General features: G+C 51.3%; 24 protein-coding genes and 2 pseudogenes. 11 read left to right on the plus strand and 15 right to left on the minus strand.

Annotated features, from left to right (window positions below; translation table 11 throughout):
* The 15 genes and pseudogenes from M8370_RS20730 to M8370_RS20800 form a co-directional block, all read right to left on the minus strand.
* Positions 1 to 189: pseudogene (locus tag M8370_RS20730) on the minus strand (serine/threonine-protein kinase); the annotation flags it as partial.
* 111 nt (positions 190 to 300) lie between these two features.
* Positions 301 to 807 (minus strand): DUF2514 domain-containing protein, encoded by a 507-nt coding sequence (locus M8370_RS20735; protein ID WP_139507290.1) that lies wholly within the window; start codon positions 805 to 807, stop codon positions 301 to 303.
* Positions 804 to 1,340 carry a lysozyme gene (locus M8370_RS20740; RefSeq protein WP_139507289.1) on the minus strand — a complete coding sequence of 179 codons (537 nt, stop codon included), beginning with the start codon at positions 1,338 to 1,340 and terminating at the stop codon, positions 804 to 806. Before M8370_RS20740 ends, M8370_RS20735 begins: the two co-directional genes overlap by 4 nt.
* The gene (locus M8370_RS20745) at positions 1,340 to 1,555 is read right to left on the minus strand and encodes a class II holin family protein (protein ID WP_000286102.1); all 216 of its coding nucleotides are present in this window, start codon (positions 1,553 to 1,555) and stop codon (positions 1,340 to 1,342) included. Before M8370_RS20745 ends, M8370_RS20740 begins: the two co-directional genes overlap by 1 nt.
* A 70-nt stretch (positions 1,556 to 1,625) precedes the next feature.
* Positions 1,626 to 2,678 carry a DNA-methyltransferase gene (locus tag M8370_RS20750; protein ID WP_062676863.1) on the minus strand — a complete coding sequence of 351 codons (1,053 nt, stop codon included), beginning with the start codon at positions 2,676 to 2,678 and terminating at the stop codon, positions 1,626 to 1,628.
* 150 nt (positions 2,679 to 2,828) lie between these two features.
* Positions 2,829 to 3,020 (minus strand): hypothetical protein, encoded by a 192-nt coding sequence (locus M8370_RS20755; protein WP_016240136.1) that lies wholly within the window; start codon positions 3,018 to 3,020, stop codon positions 2,829 to 2,831.
* A gap of 198 nt (positions 3,021 to 3,218) precedes the next feature.
* A complete protein-coding gene (locus tag M8370_RS20760) occupies positions 3,219 to 3,911 on the minus strand; it encodes a bacteriophage antitermination protein Q (RefSeq protein ID WP_139507288.1) in 693 nt (230 codons plus the stop codon).
* Positions 3,912 to 3,932: 21 nt separating this feature from the next.
* Positions 3,933 to 4,994, minus strand: coding sequence for a DUF968 domain-containing protein (locus tag M8370_RS20765; protein ID WP_139507287.1), 1,062 nt, complete (start codon positions 4,992 to 4,994; stop codon positions 3,933 to 3,935).
* Positions 4,991 to 5,683 (minus strand): phage regulatory protein/antirepressor Ant, encoded by a 693-nt coding sequence (locus tag M8370_RS20770; protein ID WP_016247390.1) that lies wholly within the window; start codon positions 5,681 to 5,683, stop codon positions 4,991 to 4,993. Before M8370_RS20770 ends, M8370_RS20765 begins: the two co-directional genes overlap by 4 nt.
* Before the next feature lie 14 nt (positions 5,684 to 5,697).
* Complete coding sequence (locus M8370_RS20775) at positions 5,698 to 7,635, minus strand: DNA cytosine methyltransferase (protein WP_139507286.1); 1,938 nt, start codon at positions 7,633 to 7,635, stop codon at positions 5,698 to 5,700.
* Positions 7,628 to 8,515 (minus strand): phage N-6-adenine-methyltransferase, encoded by an 888-nt coding sequence (locus M8370_RS20780; RefSeq protein ID WP_139507285.1) that lies wholly within the window; start codon positions 8,513 to 8,515, stop codon positions 7,628 to 7,630. The genes M8370_RS20775 and M8370_RS20780 overlap by 8 nt, the downstream gene beginning before the upstream one ends.
* Positions 8,512 to 9,366, minus strand: coding sequence for a conserved phage C-terminal domain-containing protein (locus tag M8370_RS20785; RefSeq protein WP_047352161.1), 855 nt, complete (start codon positions 9,364 to 9,366; stop codon positions 8,512 to 8,514). Before M8370_RS20785 ends, M8370_RS20780 begins: the two co-directional genes overlap by 4 nt.
* Positions 9,356 to 9,535 (minus strand): DUF4222 domain-containing protein, encoded by a 180-nt coding sequence (locus M8370_RS20790; RefSeq protein ID WP_020690687.1) that lies wholly within the window; start codon positions 9,533 to 9,535, stop codon positions 9,356 to 9,358. The genes M8370_RS20785 and M8370_RS20790 overlap by 11 nt, the downstream gene beginning before the upstream one ends.
* Before the next feature lie 172 nt (positions 9,536 to 9,707).
* A complete protein-coding gene (locus M8370_RS20795; RefSeq protein WP_023294083.1) occupies positions 9,708 to 10,256 on the minus strand; it encodes a YmfL family putative regulatory protein in 549 nt (182 codons plus the stop codon).
* Positions 10,257 to 10,278: 22 nt separating this feature from the next.
* Positions 10,279 to 10,494: a Cro/CI family transcriptional regulator gene (locus M8370_RS20800; RefSeq protein WP_001515606.1), complete on the minus strand. Its 216-nt coding sequence runs from the start codon at positions 10,492 to 10,494 to the stop codon at positions 10,279 to 10,281.
* Between the two features lie 99 nt (positions 10,495 to 10,593).
* Here M8370_RS20800 and M8370_RS20805 point away from each other — a divergent pair, with 99 nt between their 5' ends.
* The 11 genes and pseudogenes from M8370_RS20805 to M8370_RS20855 form a co-directional block, all read left to right on the plus strand.
* The gene (locus M8370_RS20805; protein ID WP_139507284.1) at positions 10,594 to 11,220 is read left to right on the plus strand and encodes a LexA family protein; all 627 of its coding nucleotides are present in this window, start codon (positions 10,594 to 10,596) and stop codon (positions 11,218 to 11,220) included.
* Positions 11,221 to 11,845: 625 nt separating this feature from the next.
* Entirely contained in the window at positions 11,846 to 12,217 is a 372-nt protein-coding gene (locus tag M8370_RS20810) for a YfdP family phage-associated protein (protein ID WP_023294084.1), read from the plus strand.
* Positions 12,218 to 12,270: 53 nt separating this feature from the next.
* On the plus strand, positions 12,271 to 13,101 hold the full coding sequence (locus M8370_RS20815; RefSeq protein WP_139507283.1) for a YfdQ family protein: 831 nt from the start codon (positions 12,271 to 12,273) through the stop codon (positions 13,099 to 13,101).
* 135 nt (positions 13,102 to 13,236) lie between these two features.
* Positions 13,237 to 13,776 (plus strand): HD family hydrolase, encoded by a 540-nt coding sequence (locus tag M8370_RS20820; protein WP_139507282.1) that lies wholly within the window; start codon positions 13,237 to 13,239, stop codon positions 13,774 to 13,776.
* Positions 13,764 to 13,961, plus strand: a complete 198-nt coding sequence (locus M8370_RS20825) for a hypothetical protein (RefSeq protein WP_047055368.1) — start codon at positions 13,764 to 13,766, stop codon at positions 13,959 to 13,961. Before M8370_RS20820 ends, M8370_RS20825 begins: the two co-directional genes overlap by 13 nt.
* Positions 13,958 to 14,422 (plus strand): hypothetical protein, encoded by a 465-nt coding sequence (locus tag M8370_RS20830; RefSeq protein WP_139507281.1) that lies wholly within the window; start codon positions 13,958 to 13,960, stop codon positions 14,420 to 14,422. The genes M8370_RS20825 and M8370_RS20830 overlap by 4 nt, the downstream gene beginning before the upstream one ends.
* Positions 14,419 to 14,640, plus strand: coding sequence for a TraR/DksA family transcriptional regulator (locus M8370_RS20835; RefSeq protein WP_139507280.1), 222 nt, complete (start codon positions 14,419 to 14,421; stop codon positions 14,638 to 14,640). Before M8370_RS20830 ends, M8370_RS20835 begins: the two co-directional genes overlap by 4 nt.
* 90 nt (positions 14,641 to 14,730) lie before the next feature.
* Positions 14,731 to 15,303 (plus strand): 3'-5' exonuclease, encoded by a 573-nt coding sequence (locus M8370_RS20840; RefSeq protein WP_139507279.1) that lies wholly within the window; start codon positions 14,731 to 14,733, stop codon positions 15,301 to 15,303.
* Between the two features lie 44 nt (positions 15,304 to 15,347).
* A complete protein-coding gene (locus tag M8370_RS20845) occupies positions 15,348 to 15,557 on the plus strand; it encodes a hypothetical protein (protein WP_047055370.1) in 210 nt (69 codons plus the stop codon).
* Positions 15,558 to 15,559: 2 nt separating this feature from the next.
* Positions 15,560 to 16,738: a phage integrase Arm DNA-binding domain-containing protein gene (locus M8370_RS20850; protein ID WP_139507278.1), complete on the plus strand. Its 1,179-nt coding sequence runs from the start codon at positions 15,560 to 15,562 to the stop codon at positions 16,736 to 16,738.
* Between the two features lie 123 nt (positions 16,739 to 16,861).
* Positions 16,862 to 17,185, plus strand: a pseudogene (locus M8370_RS20855) (hypothetical protein); the annotation flags it as partial.

A 17,185-nucleotide genomic window follows, 5' to 3' on the forward strand; every position in this document is an offset into this window, starting at 1 on the left:
TCTTCGCTTCCAATCGTCCAAAGAAAAGAGATGGTTGATAAGCTTGGGATTCACAGAAAGGACCTTCCTTGCGTAGAAGCCGCTGAAATGGCCTAACGTATTATAGACTTCAACCTTTTCAACCCGTCCAAAGGTTCCTTGACCCAATTCATCAATCGGTTTGATTAAATAATTCCCTCTAGGATCCATAGCTCGCTCTCATCACTGATGTATAGAGCGAATTTACACCCTAGCAACGAAACTTTCCATGTCAATGAGATAAATCTGTCTATGCAAGAGAATCACTAATGCTGAACATTTTTAATCTCTTAAAGAGTTGTAGATACGCTCACATATCATTCCTGCGCGGTAGCTGTCATCAGATCGCCCAGCATAGTATCTAGCTTCTTCTGCAATGCTTCCGAGCATGTCGGCGAGCATTGCGGAGTTAGCGCTGGTTGTTTTGCTTCCGACGGCAGCGGCAAGACCTGCGGTGTGCTTTGCGGCGTCCAGGCGGGTGGCAAGTTTTGTTGCTTCGGTGCGCAGCTGGCTAACAGTGGCAGACAGGCCAGCAGCATTCGCAGCCGCTTTTGCAGCCTGTTCTTGTGCATTTTTAACAGCCTCATCGCGAGCGATTACTCGCCCTTGTTCAATCATACGGGCAACCGTTTGAGCGTTCTCTGCCTGAGAGGACTCCGCACTATTACGATCTGCCCATTTCTTTTCCCATGCTCGTTCCGTCCACACACTACCTGCGGCGAATGAGGCAATGAGAAGCGCTGAAACCGTGGCGGCTTTCCACCAGGTCTTAACAGACTCGCTGATCATTGGTCTAACCCCCAGCACGCCAGCGCGCTTTCCTGGTCCCGTCGCTCAACCTGACCATAGCAGCCATTCTTCTGGCCTTTGGTTAGACGGCAATCACGGCCACCGTCTTTAATCCACCAGCGGATTGCCTCGCATGCGCCGATGCGGTCACCTGCGTTGATGCGCTTATAGAAGGTCGATGGGAAGCATTTACCGGGGCCGATGTTATACGGGCAGAAGGATGCGATACCCACCTTCTGTGGCTCTGTCAGAGGCACTTTGATATTGCGATCAACCCAGGCTAATGCCTTATCGCGTTCAATAGCGTTAACCTTACGGCATTGTTCCTCAGTGGCCGTCATGCCTTTAACAACACGCCTGCCATCGATAACGGTCACGCCGTGACATAAAGACCAGACACCACCCGGATCAACAACGGCCACCAGCGCATTACCTTCTTTCTCGCTGATGAATTGGTCGAAAATGAGTGGAGCAGATGCACCTGACGCGATTAGCGCCAGCACTGCAGCGCTGAGCTTAGACTTATTCGACATTATTCACCCCGCGCAGCTTTGCGGCGATCCGCTTTGATTTGGAAGTACAGACTTGTTAACCACGTCAGCAAACCAAACATGAGGCTACCGAGCACACCAATGGCCGCCCATTGAGATGGGGAGACTTTATCGAGGAGCTGAAGCAACCAGTATCCGGTCCCCCCTCCCGATGCGCCGTATGCAATACCCGTCGTGATTTTTTCCATTCGATACATGCTCTCACCTCGCTACGTTGCGGGTGTCCAGTTGAGGTAATAAAAAGGGCCGCGATAGCGACCCAAGCTTTTATTCCCCTGCCAGCTGCCTTACCTCACTTACCGTCTGGTTGAAACGTTCCTCTTCCAGTTCTACGCCGATAGCCTGGCGGCCCAGTTCAATGGCTGCTTTAACAGTTGATCCCGAGCCCATAAAGAAATCAGCTACCACATCGCCGGGCCTGCTGCTGGCGTTGATGATTTGCCGCAACATATCAGCGGGCTTTTCGCACGGGTGTTTGCCTGGATAGAACTGGACGGGTTTATGTGTCCAGACGTCTGTATAGGGCACGGCTACTGTCACAGAGAAATGCCGCCGAAGAGATTTGTACTCTTCCAGCAGATCAAGGTATTTCCGGTTCAACGAATGCCATGTGGCCACCAGCTGGTGATGCGGTGCTTTGAGTTCAGAGGCGCGGTGCTTCTCAATGGCGATCTGAGTGAACAATTCCTGCAGCTTTTCGTAATCCTGCTCGTTCGGTAGTTGCCACTGACTGGCACCGAACCAGTGAGACGCCATATTTTTCTTTCCGGTGGCGTCAGCTATTTGCCTGGACGTGACCCCCAGTTCGGCTCGTGCATCCCGAAAGTAGGTGATTAACGGAGCCATGACGCGCTGTTTGACCTCGTTGCTTTTCTCAGCAAACCCGTCGCTTTTCGGCTTATATGGCCCCTGATAATGTTCAGCGAAAAGGATGCGTTCCGTCGCGGGGAAGTAAGAGCGCAGGCTTTCTTTATTACACCCGTTCCAGCGCCCTGATGGCTTCGCCCAGATAATGTGGTTCATGACGTTGAAGCGTTCACGCATCATGATCTCAATATCAGATGCAAGTCGGTGACCTGAAAACAAATACAGGCTGCCGGCAGGCTTAAGCACTCGCCAGAACTGGGCAAGACACATATCAAGCCAGCGAAGATAGTCGGCGTCACCGTTCCACTGATTATCCCAGCCGTTCGGCTTCACCTTAAAATAAGGCGGATCCGTAACAATAAGGTCGATGGTGTTGTCTGGGAGGGTTGCGAGGTATTGCAGGCAGTCAGCGTTGACAAGCTCAACACTGTTTATATTTACAGTATTTTTCATAGATCCGTAAGCGTAACTCTGATAGGCTCACTATGCTTTTGCGCTAAAGCAGTGGGCCTTGGTTAGCTTGTGACCTGAAAACATGAGCTAATGGCTGGTTGGGTGCTACAACACCCACCAGCCGCCCATTTCCACAGCAGAATGCCCCCTTCAGTGGAGGCGTTTGTAACATCCAAACTGGTAATCTGATAACCCCGCCATAACCAGCTGCGTCAGAATGAGCTGGCATTTCTCTCGGCTAAGGTGCGTATTCTGTGCAATTTCCCCAGCTGTCGCTGGTGAAGCGCTGAGTTCGTTAAAAACCGCCTTTGCTTCTTCTGTCATATAAGGTTGATTTTGCATGCCTTTTTCCCTTTTTTATCGTGTGACACACAGATAACTCTGGTTCATTTTTGCATCAAGCTTTAGATACAAAAGGCATAAAAAAACCCCGCCGAGGCGAGGTTAGATATAATTATGACAAAATATCAAATTAGCTTCAAATATGGCTCATTTTGTTGCATTTTGCAAGCCCAATTGAGGGAGTTAGTGAAAGTTACCTCACATTTCCGCCACTTTCAGTTCTTGGTACTCTTCGTACCGTGACAAAATTTCGCTTAGTGCCTGGCTGTCCATCTCAGTAAACGACGCTTTGAAAGCCGCCCAGTGCCCTGAATACACCCTGAGCCAGGTGGAACGCTCAACGCTGACCATGCGCGCCAGAGCTGCACCAGCATACTCCTGATAGGTATCGTTATTACGCGAGGCAGCAACTTCTTGCGCCGCCAGCCAGACAAGCCCTACCAGTTTTTTAGTGACACGGACCTGGATTTTTTTGCCGCTATGCTGACGTTGAAACTCTTCCCATACGTGCTGGCACATTAACCTCTGGTACCGGAAAGCAAGGTCATGCCCATAGCAGTACCGCACCCATGCCTGCAAATGCTCCCCAAGACCATTGACCGAACGACGCCATGCTGAACAAGCGAACTCCGCATCCTTAATAGGCGGTAAAGGTCGGCGACGGCTCCTTGTCTCAAGAACATAAAGTGGAGTGGCCATCGTTTTTACAACCTTGGATCCACAACCTTCCCCACCCTCCATGACGATTTCAGGATGGTGCCGGGGGTATTTGTTCTTATCTGCTGGTGGATGCTCACTGAACGCCTGCAGCTGTCCTTTTGTCGAACCTGATAAATCCGCCAGCGCTCGGCGCAGTTCAATCCGCGTAAATTCCAGTTCTTGTAAATTCATTATGATCAGCGCTCCATACAATTACGCTTTTGTTATTACGCCGATCGCCAGCGCTCGATTCATAAACCGGAATAGCAGCTCCAGCTGGGTACCGTGTTTTTTCTCGAACGCTGCAACATCAGCATGTAATTTGTCGTGACACTCTCTGCACAGAGGGATCACGAACAAATCGTGGGCTTTAGTGGCGGTACCGCCCATGCCGTGACCAATGACATGGTGTGGATCATCCGCTGGCCGCCGGCAACCTTCACAGGGCTGGGTTTTAACCCACCGGGTATAGTCTTCATTCACCCACCTGCGGTGTTTTGGGCGCAACATGAATGATTCAGGGGATTCAGGATCCGCATGCAGAGCCAGAACCTTTGGCTGGTCATAGGCCACATCCTGATTTGCTCCATGCTTTAATTTCGCAGCCGTGACCGCAGGGGTGACCTTCTTCTGCAAAATGCTTTTTGCGGGGGGCATCGGCACAATGTCACTTTCTCGATATACGGATAAAAACGGCTCGTCCGGTAAGCGAAGCGCACGCTGGGCCATCCTTTCCGTGACTGCATCAGCAATGCCTGAATAAACAGCCCACCAGCACAATTCACCGAGGGATAGTTCACGCTCGTTGTTGTACCCAAGCGAAGACAGGATGGAACTGATCAGCCAGTTAATGAGATTACGCCGGGCCAGTTCTGCCAGCGCCGCGGTGGTTTGATCGCGCAGCTGGTTATCGCAATGCCAACAGAGCAACATTGATCCAGGGGGATGTCGCATCGTTACCAGCTCATGATGGTGATAATCAGTATGCGGGTACTGGCATTCCTTCACGTTACGCTCTAACCAGGAATCCAAGGCGTTCAAACCGCCTGCTGCACGGATAACTCTCTCGTCTGTGAAGAATCCCTCGAGGGACTCATCTTCTGCCAGCGGCTGCCTGGCATCAGGGACGAGCCCCGACGGAAGTCCAGCCATGCTTTTTGGCTGAGGCTCCACCAGCACACGCCCCTGTTGAAACAGAGACATCAGTTCGCTACCCGGCTTTAACACCACAAGCCCCAGGCGCGGAACAGTCTCGGCTGTAAACAGTCCTCTCACGCGGCATGCCCCTTAGCGATGTGTGCCGTCCACAGGCCGCCGATCCACTCGATGCCTTTGGGTGTAAAACGTGCCTGGCTAAAGGCGTAGTTTGTTTCACTCGTGGTGCCAGTTTTCACTTCAAACCGCCCGGCAGCAATGTGCTGGTGCCGCGGTGTCAGCACTCCACTGAGCCGGTACAAAATGCCGCTCTCAATGAGGAACAAGCGGAAATCGGTCTCTTTGGCCTGCAACAGCTTTGCCACCTGGCGGAAAGACATTGAGCCTTTAGCAGTACAATACCGATCGACAAACTCAACTTTCGGCGCGGCAGCGGCTAACTGCTGGGCCAGTTGTTCTTTCTGCTCGGCCAGATCCGCGGCGAGACGTAATGCCTCCGGCAATGTTTGCGGGACACTTACGGCCTGACTGTTCTCCAGCTCTTGCCAGCGATCGACAACAGCGGCGGTAAATTCTGGCGACAGCCTGGCAACGATCACCAGAGAATCACGTTTGTTGAACCAATACTCCTCGTAGGTTTGCCCGTTTTGCGGGTGTGTGTAGGGGGTGTGCGCCAACGGCGCGGTTAAAATACCAGCAGATGCAAGGCGCTCAGCTGAGCGCTTCACATCACCATGTTTGCTCTGCACCAGCCTGGCAATTTCACGGCTGGACATTGTCACAACACCCTTTGCGGTTAACTGATTCATGCTATTTCTCCATATCAGGCGGCTGCACCCGCCTTTTGATTTGCACATAATTCAGGAAGATTTGCTTCTACCAGCGCACGAGCGAACGGCGGCGGTACTGCGTTACCGCAGCGCGCTACCTGCTTGTCTTTGGCGTAACGATTGCCGCGATAGTCCTGATCGATAACGTAGCCGTCAGGGAAGCCCTGCGCCTTATAAAGCTCATGCGGTTGCAGCATGCGCATTCCGATATCGACGATCTGGTACTTAACCCCCTCGATCGTCACCAGCCATTCATCCTCGCTATCACCGCAGTAGGTTTCGAGGAATGTCCGGACCTCGCCAACGTGCTGGCCACCAGCGGTAATCGTCGGCATAGGTGTATCCATGGTCTGACCGTCGCGGCAGGTTCCGCGCAGCTTCACCAGGTGCGACGCAACTACCGCGTGGTGATCAACAGTAGTGACTGAGTGGGCAGGATCATCCATACCAACACCCGGCCCCGTGTAATTCCCACCATAGTGCTTCGCCAGGAACACGCTCACCGTTGCAAACTTATTACCCCCAGCAGTGACCGTGCCGAGCGGGTTATTCAGTTGAAGAACACGCGGTTCTTGCCCTGGGCGTTCGCCGTACCCCATCTGGATCAGTGTTGGAGTTACCAGCTGCGACTTACCGCCACCACCTGCAGTAATCGTCGCGCTCGGTTCGTCAGCCCTGTGCCCAATACTGGCGCCAAACTGGCGGGCGATGACCGGCGCAACCACGCACGCGCGGGACTGCTTGAGGATTGTATGAGCGGGTTTATCCAGCGGGCGCGGCTTTGCCTGGTACTCACTGCCGCCATTGCCAGCCAGGAACGGTGTCAGGGCGGCCTCAACTACGCCAAGCGCATGCCCATTCCCGCCGGGGCGCGCCGACGTACCAGCGGTGACAGTTGGAACCGGCTCGGTCACTGGCTGCCCGGTGGCCCCGGTGCGGAATTTAGTAAGATGCGGTACCGCCAGCGCGTAGCCATGCTTTTTAGTGATGGTCTGCAATGGCTCTAACAACGATTGCCCGCGGAAACAGTCATAACCTCCTTTCGTCGTGGTGTGGTTACACTTCACGATGAAAGGTGATGCGCTTTCGACAACAAAGCGCTGGATGCCGCGCGCGATACGTTTGAGCGTATTTTCCGCCAGCGGCTTTTTGCGGTCGAAGATGGACCGGGCCGGGATGTTCCAGTCAATGCACTCCGCCGCGGTACGCCATGGCGCCAGCTTGCCGCTTTGTACTTCCAGTGATTTTGGATCCCCATGAGTCGCTTCAGGCCAATGAATCTTGCGGCCGTCACAGCGCATGACCATGAAGAAACGCTTTCTGATCGTCGGCGCGCCGTAGTCACATGCGCGCAGCTCCCGATAATCAACCTCATAACCAAGCCCGGCGATCAGCTGTTGCGCCTGCTGGCCGTGCGGCTCAATGGCAAGGAATTCACAAACCTCAGCCAGCGCAGGGTGATTCGCCGCGATCCCCGTCGACAGCATGCCGACAAATGCCTCGAATGTTTCGCCAGCACGCTCAGGATCTGGGCGTAATTCTTCATCCAGCAGCGGGCCCCATGTCTTAAACTCTTCGACGTTCTCCAGCATCATGACGCGGGGACGTACTGCCAGCGCCCAGCGCAGGACAATCCACGCCAGCCCGCGAATCTCTTTCTTAACCGGCTTAGCGCCCTTCGCTTTGGAAAAGTGGCGGCAGTCAGGGCTAAACCAGGCCAGACCGACAGGTTTGCCGCTGGTGGCTGCGCTTGGGTCAACGTCAAACACCGACTCGCAATAATGCAGCGTGTCCGGGTGATTCGTCTTATGCATCGCAATAGCGTTTTCGTCGTGGTTGATAGCGATATCCACGCTACGCCCGATCGCCAGTTCAATACCGGTACTCGCGCCGCCGCCACCAGCAAAGTTATCAACGATAATTTCACGCATTGACGGCCCCCTGCATGCTGCTAACCAGACCACCAGCCACGCTAATTATTTCGCTGGTAGGCACACGCTCCAGCCAGAGTTGGTTGATGTTGGCCTTCAACTTGTTCTGTTGGTTCACCCCCAGACAGCTCGCCCCCTCGATCTGATTGAATACCAGACCAACCTCCAGCGGCCAGATGCGCGACTCTGTATCAGGCGTTTCAATGGGAGCAGGCATTATTTTTTCCGGCACCGACGGAAGGGCCAATTTTGCCGCGGCGAATTGAGCCAATGACAATGCAGCACGCCCTTTTTCTTCCAGTTCGGTGCGATTGATATAGCTGAAGCTTTCACCACGCCAGGTTTTGTCAAAGACAGCGATTGCCCCGGCAAAAAATGCGCTGGTGGGCTGCTGCTTCTCGTCAGCGGGAACAAACCAAACAGGAAGATCGAACCCAATACGACCACGAATAAACATGATGTGATCGGCATCTTCCGGCCACCAAGTTTCACTTGTGGCTGACTTCACGAGGTATATGTAACGACCACCTTTATCACGCATCGCCATTGTGTGATTCATGATGTGGGTCATGCCAGTGATGGCCTGCTTTTCATGGTACTGAGAACGGCTGTATGGCGGATTAGCAAACGCGGCGCCACCGAGTTCTTCCAGACGCTCTGACCAGTCCTGCGTCAGCGCGTTATCTTCGGCGGTATACCATGCAGGGCATTTAGCATTGCTATCGTCTGCAAACAGATCCAGAACCATCGGGCCAAATATCGAATTGATGCCCCAAAACAGTAGATCTGGAGTTCGCCACTGATCGCCAACCTCTTTCAATTCATGCGCTGGTTTTGAACGGAGTTCAGCCAGTGCGCGGCAGTATTTATTTTCCGTCATCCTCTGAACCCCTCTGGAATCTTGGTATCAACGGGGCCGAACTTCATCGGATCGTGTTTCTTTTCACCCCAGCTTTCACGTGGTGGACGCCCCTTCTTGTCCCAACGGATCCCGCTTTGCAGATAACCCTCAAACTTTTTCGGGCCAAATAGCGTTTCAGGGCGCATGTACTGGTACTGCACGTCATTGCCGTTCCAGTGCTCATGCTTAAGGTCAATCACCAGCTGTAAGTCACCAACGGTGTAACCTTCACGCAAACGAGCACGGATGTTTTCCAGAGAAGTTTTTGATTTTTGGTATCGTGAGCCGCTAACCAGGTTCAGATGATTCAGAACCAGGATGGCGTTATCCGTGATCGTCACTTCAGGGTCTGGTTGCGGCGCAACCGGACAAGAAGGTTTTTTAACTGATGGATCAGTAGTTGTATTTACTGACGGATCCCCCCCAGATTCTGACGGGTGAAAACCGCCTTTTTCATCATTTTTTGACGCCTCAGATTTTGACGCGTCGGTTTTTGAGGCATCAGATTTTGATGCGTCAGAATCTGATAGGTGAGAAAAGGCAGCAGCCTGTAATTTCGCAACATTGAGCTGGTAAACGTTCGATGCATTGCGGTTGCCTTTACGGCGCTGCTGGCGGGTTAACCACCCGTCTTTTTCCAGTTGAGATATGGCTGTTCGAACCGTGCTCTCACCGGCACCAATCTGGCGCGCGATGGTAGCGATGGAAGGCCAGCTAACCCCTTCATCACTGCTGAAGTCTGCCAGACGCGCCATGATGGCAACGCTGGACAGCTTCATGCCAGAAGCGGCACAAGCGTCCCAAACGTAACCCGTTAATTTAGTGCTCATGGTCGTCCTTTAACTCTGTAAACTTGCGCTTGAATTGTTCGAGCGGGCTGAAGCATTCGTGGTTATAACCATCCCGCAGGTAGATAACTCGTTGAGTCTCTGGCTCCCAGCGGATAACCCGAACGGGGATCCCTCTGTGGTCTTTGAACCTTCGGTTAACTTCGCGCATAAGCGTTTCGCCTTCCTGTAGTAAACCCCCACAATTGCGACCGCCCGACTGTGGTTACATGGCACCCAGCGGTTTGCTATTCTGCGTTCATACCGAAACAACGGAGCGCCCGGTACCGGGATCATCCTGAGTTGCGGCAAACGGTTAAAAGCCGTTAAACTGATCATGCGGATTACTTCTCCATACAAGATTTGTCTGCCACGACGCCCGGAGCTGCACACTCGCGGGCGTCACTCTTTTCCGGCGCACAAAACACACGGAAAAGCAGCGTCAAATGTTCCTGCCACTTAGCCATCACCTGATAGCTGTTCTCTTCGATCTGGGCGCGTTCTTGAGCATCAATAACGCCGTCAGCGGTAGCTTTACGAACGTATTGTGAATGCCTGCCGATCCACTCAACTGACTCCATGAGACGCTGGTTGATATCGCCGTTCTCAATCTCTTCAACATCAGCCAATGGCACAAAAACACCGTTCGAGTGACGTGCAATAGCGTTCGCTATGTGGTTTGAACCACCAGCACGTTGAAGCACCATCGCCCAACCGAGCGGGAAGATCTGATCGCCATCGGTACGCAGCCGGTTAAACAGCGCGTTCTCGGTCACACCCAACCACTCAGCAGCTTCTGAATATCCGCCAGGCAGCTCGGTGATCGTTTTTTTGATTGCGGCCACCAGCCAGGCTGGCTGCTTATCTACTTTCCATTCAGGTTCTATACCCACGGCTAGGTCCTCCCTTCTGTGGTTATTTCTGATCGTTAGGCGATGTATTCTTGCCATAACGTTCTGGGTTGAATTCCAGTTCACCAGCAGTTCGATACGCAGCTTCAGCAGCTCGTCCTTTAGGGATTAAGCGTCCGGGGCGATTACGCCACTGGTAAACGGCCTCACTGGTGATGCCAAAAAATTCGGCAACTTTCTCAGTGCTGCCGAAATGTTGTTCAATCTCGTCGGTTGTCATGAAGCCTCCTTAGCTAAGTTTGGTTAGATATTAATAACAAATCTAACTTTGGTCAATAAAAACTAAGATTACTTAGTCTTTTTTAAATTTGGTGCTTTCATGGAAACGGTTGGTCAGCGCATTAAAGCCCTACGAAGGGTTACAAAAACCTCTCAAAAAGAACTGGGTAAGTTCTGCGGGGTTAGTGACGTAGCGGTGGGTTATTGGGAAAAGGATGTGAATATCCCAAACGGAGAATCGCTGGTTAAGCTGGCTAAATTCTTCAATACATCAATAGATTACATTCTTTACGGCACTGAATTTGAAGGTACCCTCATAACTAAAATGAGGCGTGTGCCCGTGATTTCCTGGGTTCAAGCTGGGCAGTTTACGGAATGTAAGGCCGCTGAGTTATTCAGTGATGTTGATAAATGGGTTGAAACATCACTACGCATTGGGGATAGCTCGTTCGCTTTAGAGGTCAAAGGGGATTCAATGACCAATCCAAATGGCCTCCCAACAATCCCTGAAGGGGCAACCGTTATTGTTGATCCAGATGCCGAACCCCTTCATGGCAAGATTGTTGTTGCGCGTATTGATGGCACTAACGAAGCGACTGTTAAAAAACTGGTCATTGATGGCCCACAAAAATTTTTAGTCCCACTAAATCCTCGCTACCCCAACATCCCGATCAATGGTAACTGCCTCATTATTGGCGTAGTTAAAGGCGTTCAGTACGAACTCTAATCCCTTCCCGCTCTTCCTCTAAGCATCAAGCTAAGTTTAGTTTGATGTTTTCACTTGACCAACAAACTAAGTTAAGTTAGATTTTTTTCTGTCGACACCAAACCACCGCGCCTGATGTGGTTAAAAGCAGGCCAAAGCAATAAGACGTGTTCCCTGTTCTGGCTGCTCACTTTCCCCTTGAGGGTGACAGCCAGCTTTTTAAGGGCACAACGTGAAAGCGCACTCCTTCTCTCTTTCACTGCGGGGGCAGGTTTGTTACCGAAAGAGTGCGCTTCCAGTTGTGGTAATGCGGCTCTGCGCACGTGACGAGGCCAACAAGTTTTTATTTCAACTTTTGAAATGAATACGTTTCTTGAGGTGTAGCGTCGCCGGTTCTGGCCGGTCCGGCAGGTGGAGGCACCACCGCCACAACAAAATCATTGCTGTGTGTAGTCTTTGCCCATCACATCGGTGGGCACCTTTTTTACACAAGAGACAAGGGCATCACCGGGCGACGGGCTCATTCCCCAATCCACCCGGGCGCAGAAATGGTGGTTGCAGCCGTCAGTGCTACGCAGGTGCCCTTTTCTGTTGTGTATGGAGAAGTTCCACTGGCGGTGGCAGCCGCCTCACAGAGGGTTAAACCATGAGTAGTGACCGCATGACCGTAGTGCCCGATTTCCTGGGCGAACTGGATGCTGGCGTGTTCATGAACAAGATCGCGGCAGCTTTAAACACTACCGCGCTTGGCGTTCTGAATAACGGTACCAAAGGCAAAGTAGTCCTCACCTTTGATATTGAGCGTATGGGTAACTCCGTCGAAGAGAAGCGCGTCAAGATCAAGCACAAGCTGAACTACGTCACCCCAACCCCGCGCGGTAAAGCCTCCGAAGAAGACACCACCGAAACACCAATGTGGGTTAACAAAGGCGGCAAGCTGACCATCCTGCAGGAAGATCAGGGGCAGCTGTTCGGGATCAACGGCGGCGTTGACGGAAAGCTTAAAGCGGCACAGTGATCCGCAGCAGACAAATCACTGACATCCCTATGACCACATATTAAGGAAATTTTATGTCCCAGATTTTAGACGGCAATGCCCTGCAGCAGGTGAAAGACCTGGTTCTTTCCGGTTACCACCTGGATGCAACAAAAGTTACGGCATGCCCGACAGCCCTGCTTCCTGAAGGGGTTCACGTAGAAAGCCTCGAGCGTTTCGAGTTTGAGCGTTTTCGCTTCCGTGGCTCCATGACCACAACCAGTATTCCTGACTTTGTGCGTTATGCAGCTGGCTATGCCAATGAAGCTGAACCAGCGCGATGCTTTATCGATGCTGACAACATGACCGCACGCTCCGTGTTCAATATCGGTACGCTGGCTAACCCTGGCCATGCTGATAACGTCGCATCTATCACCCTCAAAAAGACAGCGCCATTCCGAGCCCTACTTCAGGTTAACGGCGATCGTCTGGGCCAGAAAGAAATTGCTGAATGGCTGGAGGACTGGGCCGACTACCTGACCGCATTTGATGCAGAAGGCAATGCATTGTCCATCGCGCAAGCAGCTGGTGCTGTTCGCCGCGTCAACATTAAACAAGTCTCAGAATCAGCTCATGAAGACGAAGACTTTGGCGGTAAAAAGTCCCTGATGCAGAGCGTTGAAGCCAGCAGTAAAGACGTCATGCCTGTGGCCTTTGAGTTCAAATGCGTCCCATATGAAGGCCTGGACGAACGTCGCTTTAGCCTGCGTAACAGCCTGCTTAAAAGCGGGGAACCGGTGTTTGTACTCCGCATCGTTCAACTGGAAGCCCAGGAAGAAGCTATCGCCAACGAGTTCCGTGACCTGCTGATCGAGAAGTTCACCGACAAGCCGGTTGAAACCTTTATCGGTAACTTTAAAGCGTAATTTCTCTGCATTAAATCCCCGGCGCCGCGGGGATTTATTGAAGCGTAATTCCCTTTATTAATCGCCAATGGCGAGGGATTCGTACAACCAAAAACTGGCGCAGGTGCAGCTGCCAAATATGGAGAAGAAAATACGATGAGTTATATCCAGACACTTTCAGGTAAGAAATTTGATTACCTCAATTCAACCACTGACGACGTAGAGATCGAGGATATTGCGACCGCACTCTCCCACATCTGCCGCTTCAGTGGTCATCTGCCAGAATTTTACAGCGTGGCCCAGCACTCGGTACTGTGCAGCCAAATTGTGCCGCCAGAGTTTGCCTTTGAAGCCCTGATGCATGACGCAGCTGAAGCCTATTGCCAGGACATCCCTGCCCCCCTGAAGGCATTGCTTCCAGATTACCGTCGCATTGAAGATCGGGTAGAGCTGCTGATCCGGACCAAATTCAGCATAACCCCTGATATGTCAGCGGTAGTGAAATACGCCGATCTGGTAATGCTTGCCACTGAACGCCGCGATCTGGATATCGACGACGGCTCACTCTGGCCTTGTCTTGAAGGTATACCTGCAAGCGACATTATCCAGATCGTCCCTCTTCGCCCAGGCCAGGCATATGGCTTGTTCATTAACCGTTTTAATGAGCTTACGGAATCACGCGCATGCCTCGCATGAAGATAAAAGAACTGGTAGCCGCAGCCCATGCTGCGGCCGGGAAACTGCCACCAGCAGAAGCCAACCTGATGCGTGAGGTAGCCACTCGCCTGGACGTTACATTTGCCGCCTTGACGGAATCGATGGACCAGCGAATGAGCCTTGACGCCGAAATTAACCATCTTCGTCAGGAGTCCGTCCAATGACCCCAAACAAATATGCGACTCTGCGCGGCACAATCGCCCGAGCCAAACGCAACGACTGTCAGAAGGTAGTGATGCGTGTGACGTTAGTTGAAGAACTCCTCCTCGAGCTGTCAAACGCTGAGAAGCAGATTGCTGAATTGGCTACGGAGAATGCATGGCTGAAGCAGTTCCCTGACCAAATCGTTGGCTTCATCGGAAAGCTGGGCTCAAGCGAAATTGGTAGCGAAACGAAAGAAAAAATTGAGGCCGCAGCGAAGAAAATCAAAACCCCAGCCACCGACGCTTTCCAGGCTGAAGTTATTACCAACGCTATCAAATCCGCGCTTAACGATTGTTCGGAGTGCCTCGATAGGGACTGCATCATGGATTCGAACGGCATCAGTTATGAAGATGCTGCACTCCGTGAAGCGGGTGCAATGGCGCTGCACGATGCGTTACTTCGCCAGGAGCGCGCCGTATGAGTTCAGACATCATCGATCAGGCAAACGAGCTGGTAGAGCACCGCCTGCAGCTGGCCATACAAAAACACCGTATCGATCAGAATGCAGTCTCTGCAGATCACTGTTCTGAATGCGGAGAGGATATTCCTGAGGCGCGCCGGGTTGCAATGCCTGGCTGCAAAACATGCGCCAGTTGCCAGGAAGTTTTAGAGCTCATGATTAAGCAGCGTAAGGGGTAATCGATAGAGTACGCGCATAGATCGTCAGAGTACCAATGCCGGTGGTTGTCCCCTCGGCTTTAATCGCAGAATTAGCAATGGAGAAAGCAGTTGAACGACTTAATGATTGACCTCGAATCAATGGGGAAAAAGCCAAACGCGCCGATCGTCTCAATTGGTGCCGTCTTTTTTAACCCTCAAACAGGTGAACTTGGCCAAGAGTTCTACTCGGCCGTCTCGCTTGAAAGCGCAATGGCTCAAGGCGCTGTACCGGATGGAGATACAATTCTGTGGTGGTTGAAACAAAGCCCTGAAGCGCGCTCAGCTATTTGCGTTGATGATGCGATGCCTATCACTGATGCACTGTCGGAACTTAGTCATTTCATTCACCGGCATGCATATAATCTCAAATACATGAAGGTCTGGGGTAACGGGGCCAGCTTTGACAATGTGATTCTGCGCGGAGCTTACGAACGCGCCGGACGCATTTGCCCGTGGGAATTTTGGAACGATCATGATGTACGCACGATTGTCACCCTCGGTCGCAGTGTTGGTTTCGATCCGAAGCGTGACATGCCTTTCATTGGCGATGTGCATAATGCCCTGGCTGATGCGCGCCATCAGGCAAAATACGTGTCAGCAATTTGGCAGAAACTTATCCCTGCCACCAGCACCAACGAGTAAACCACTCAGCCCGGGTGCAGCCGGGCTTTATGGAGAAGGAAACCATGGCAAAGCTAATGAAAGCGAGTCAATGGGGGCGCCGAGAGTTCACCGATGACTCTGTTCCTGATAACCGAACGATTAAACGTTGGGTCGAGAACGGTTTACTCATGGGGCGTATCGTAGACGGTTCTGTTTTTGTCTGCGAAACCGAAAAATGGGGCGTCGACTCAATGGTTAGTCAAGCAGTTCGCCAGTTGATTAATGAGGGCTAACCATGGCGGCAAGGCCAAGAAAAAAAGAATACCGACACCTGCCAGATTATTTATTTTTTGATAAAGATCGCGGTGTTTATAAATTCACGCTTGTTACAGGAAAGAAGAAGAATATTGGTAAGGATCGGGCCATAGCTATAGCCATTGCCCGTGAGTACAACCTTAGAATGAGACCTGAACTTTCCCCATCCGTTGATAACCTGATTAGAGAATCCGGCGGGGTTACTGGAGAAGCCAAACCGTTTGCAGACCATGTGGATCACATCATGGCTCGGGCTGTTGAAGATGAACGCCCTTCTCAGAGTACTTTAGATGATTGGAACAATGACGCACTACGCGTGAAAGAGTTTTTCATTAACATACCTGCTTGCGATATCGAGCTGGAGCACGTTAACGCCTACATCAATAAGTACCATGCCAGCGCGTCCGCGAACGTGCAAAACAGAAAAGTCAGCTTTCTCAAAAAGCTTTTTTCGTATGCGGTCGATGAATCCTTGATGCTTGATAACCCGGCAACCAGGAAGAAAATGCGCAGAACTGAAGAGAAGAAAAGACAACGACTTTCGCTCGATCATTTTATGACTATACGTCGTGCTGCTGCACCGTGGCTTAGAACTGCGATGGACTTAGCCTTACAGACGACACATGCACGGCTTGAAGTATCAAGGATAAGGTATTCGATTCGCGAGCCGAAAAACGGTATATGTGGTTGTGTCTGGCTCGAACAGCCAGAGAGTGGCATTTATGGAACACTATACATCCACCGCCAAAAGGTACAAAAGAAGGAAGCCTCGCATGTTGCAATCCCTATCGGCGATGAGCTAAAACGTATAATTGATGACAGCCGTGATAATGTGGCCAGCCCGTATGTAGTCCACCGTATACCTGAACGACAGGTTAAACGAAGTAAAGAAGTATCACACCCAACACAGGTGGCCCCGGACTATGTAAGCCGATCCTTTTCAGCTTTACGTGACAGTTTGGGGTTGTGTAGCCATTTAAAAATGGATGAGAGACCAACCTTTCACGAAATCCGAGCTTTGGCTGCACATCTGTTCGATAAACAAGGGATAGACCCACAAGGACGTATGGCTCACAGTGACTCAAAATCTACCAAGATTTACACACAAAATCATATCGATTGGGTTGTAGTACCTCATGGAGAAATTAAAACTGGATAGACTCTCACAGCCCCAGAACTACATTCTCACAACAGATTAGCGAGACATTAGAATGGTCGTTAGTTAAAAAAGATTGTTGTGGGTTTTTGAAATTTTGCTTTTAATCATAATAGGTATGTCACTATGCGTATGAATCAACTTCCCGGATATGGTCTTCCAGAGCTTGCCTTCTGGCCACAACCTTGGTACGAAACAGATAAATGGCAAATGTACAGCCTGAAACTTCGTACCGATGGAACAGTTCACTGGTTCCGACGTTACTTAGAACGTGGTATTCCTGGTCATGCATACGCCGACATCTATGAAAATTACGAAGATGCAAAAAAATCAGCAATTGTGCTGAATAAAAATATTGAGTTTGATATTGATAAACTTCCTTTATCCTTACCTGAAAAAGAGTCATTGCGTTTAAAAGTCGATAAAGCCCTAACAGCCAAAACGCGTTTG

Source organism: Enterobacter cloacae complex sp. OE43NF, assembly GCF_023544405.1.
Taxonomy (GTDB): Bacteria; Pseudomonadota; Gammaproteobacteria; order Enterobacterales; family Enterobacteriaceae; genus Enterobacter; species Enterobacter cloacae.

What these genes read in the sequence shown, in the direction of transcription:
- M8370_RS20810 (WP_023294084.1), top strand. Translation starts at nt 11,846, where the DNA reads ATGAGTAGTGACCGCATGACCGTAGTGCCCGATTTCCTGGGCGAACTG.
- M8370_RS20740 (WP_139507289.1), bottom strand. Translation starts at nt 1,340, where the DNA reads ATGTCGAATAAGTCTAAGCTCAGCGCTGCAGTGCTGGCGCTAATCGCG.
- M8370_RS20850 (WP_139507278.1), top strand. Translation starts at nt 15,560, where the DNA reads ATGGCGGCAAGGCCAAGAAAAAAAGAATACCGACACCTGCCAGATTAT.
- M8370_RS20820 (WP_139507282.1), top strand. Translation starts at nt 13,237, where the DNA reads ATGAGTTATATCCAGACACTTTCAGGTAAGAAATTTGATTACCTCAAT.
- M8370_RS20830 (WP_139507281.1), top strand. Translation starts at nt 13,958, where the DNA reads ATGACCCCAAACAAATATGCGACTCTGCGCGGCACAATCGCCCGAGCC.
- M8370_RS20780 (WP_139507285.1), bottom strand. Translation starts at nt 8,515, where the DNA reads ATGACGGAAAATAAATACTGCCGCGCACTGGCTGAACTCCGTTCAAAA.
- M8370_RS20785 (WP_047352161.1), bottom strand. Translation starts at nt 9,366, where the DNA reads ATGAGCACTAAATTAACGGGTTACGTTTGGGACGCTTGTGCCGCTTCT.
- M8370_RS20745 (WP_000286102.1), bottom strand. Translation starts at nt 1,555, where the DNA reads ATGTATCGAATGGAAAAAATCACGACGGGTATTGCATACGGCGCATCG.
- M8370_RS20790 (WP_020690687.1), bottom strand. Translation starts at nt 9,535, where the DNA reads ATGCGCGAAGTTAACCGAAGGTTCAAAGACCACAGAGGGATCCCCGTT.
- M8370_RS20845 (WP_047055370.1), top strand. Translation starts at nt 15,348, where the DNA reads ATGGCAAAGCTAATGAAAGCGAGTCAATGGGGGCGCCGAGAGTTCACC.
- M8370_RS20815 (WP_139507283.1), top strand. Translation starts at nt 12,271, where the DNA reads ATGTCCCAGATTTTAGACGGCAATGCCCTGCAGCAGGTGAAAGACCTG.
- M8370_RS20735 (WP_139507290.1), bottom strand. Translation starts at nt 807, where the DNA reads ATGATCAGCGAGTCTGTTAAGACCTGGTGGAAAGCCGCCACGGTTTCA.
- M8370_RS20800 (WP_001515606.1), bottom strand. Translation starts at nt 10,494, where the DNA reads ATGACAACCGACGAGATTGAACAACATTTCGGCAGCACTGAGAAAGTT.
- M8370_RS20755 (WP_016240136.1), bottom strand. Translation starts at nt 3,020, where the DNA reads ATGCAAAATCAACCTTATATGACAGAAGAAGCAAAGGCGGTTTTTAAC.
- M8370_RS20750 (WP_062676863.1), bottom strand. Translation starts at nt 2,678, where the DNA reads ATGAAAAATACTGTAAATATAAACAGTGTTGAGCTTGTCAACGCTGAC.
- M8370_RS20770 (WP_016247390.1), bottom strand. Translation starts at nt 5,683, where the DNA reads ATGAATCAGTTAACCGCAAAGGGTGTTGTGACAATGTCCAGCCGTGAA.
- M8370_RS20805 (WP_139507284.1), top strand. Translation starts at nt 10,594, where the DNA reads ATGGAAACGGTTGGTCAGCGCATTAAAGCCCTACGAAGGGTTACAAAA.
- M8370_RS20835 (WP_139507280.1), top strand. Translation starts at nt 14,419, where the DNA reads ATGAGTTCAGACATCATCGATCAGGCAAACGAGCTGGTAGAGCACCGC.
- M8370_RS20760 (WP_139507288.1), bottom strand. Translation starts at nt 3,911, where the DNA reads ATGAATTTACAAGAACTGGAATTTACGCGGATTGAACTGCGCCGAGCG.
- M8370_RS20825 (WP_047055368.1), top strand. Translation starts at nt 13,764, where the DNA reads ATGCCTCGCATGAAGATAAAAGAACTGGTAGCCGCAGCCCATGCTGCG.
- M8370_RS20775 (WP_139507286.1), bottom strand. Translation starts at nt 7,635, where the DNA reads ATGCGTGAAATTATCGTTGATAACTTTGCTGGTGGCGGCGGCGCGAGT.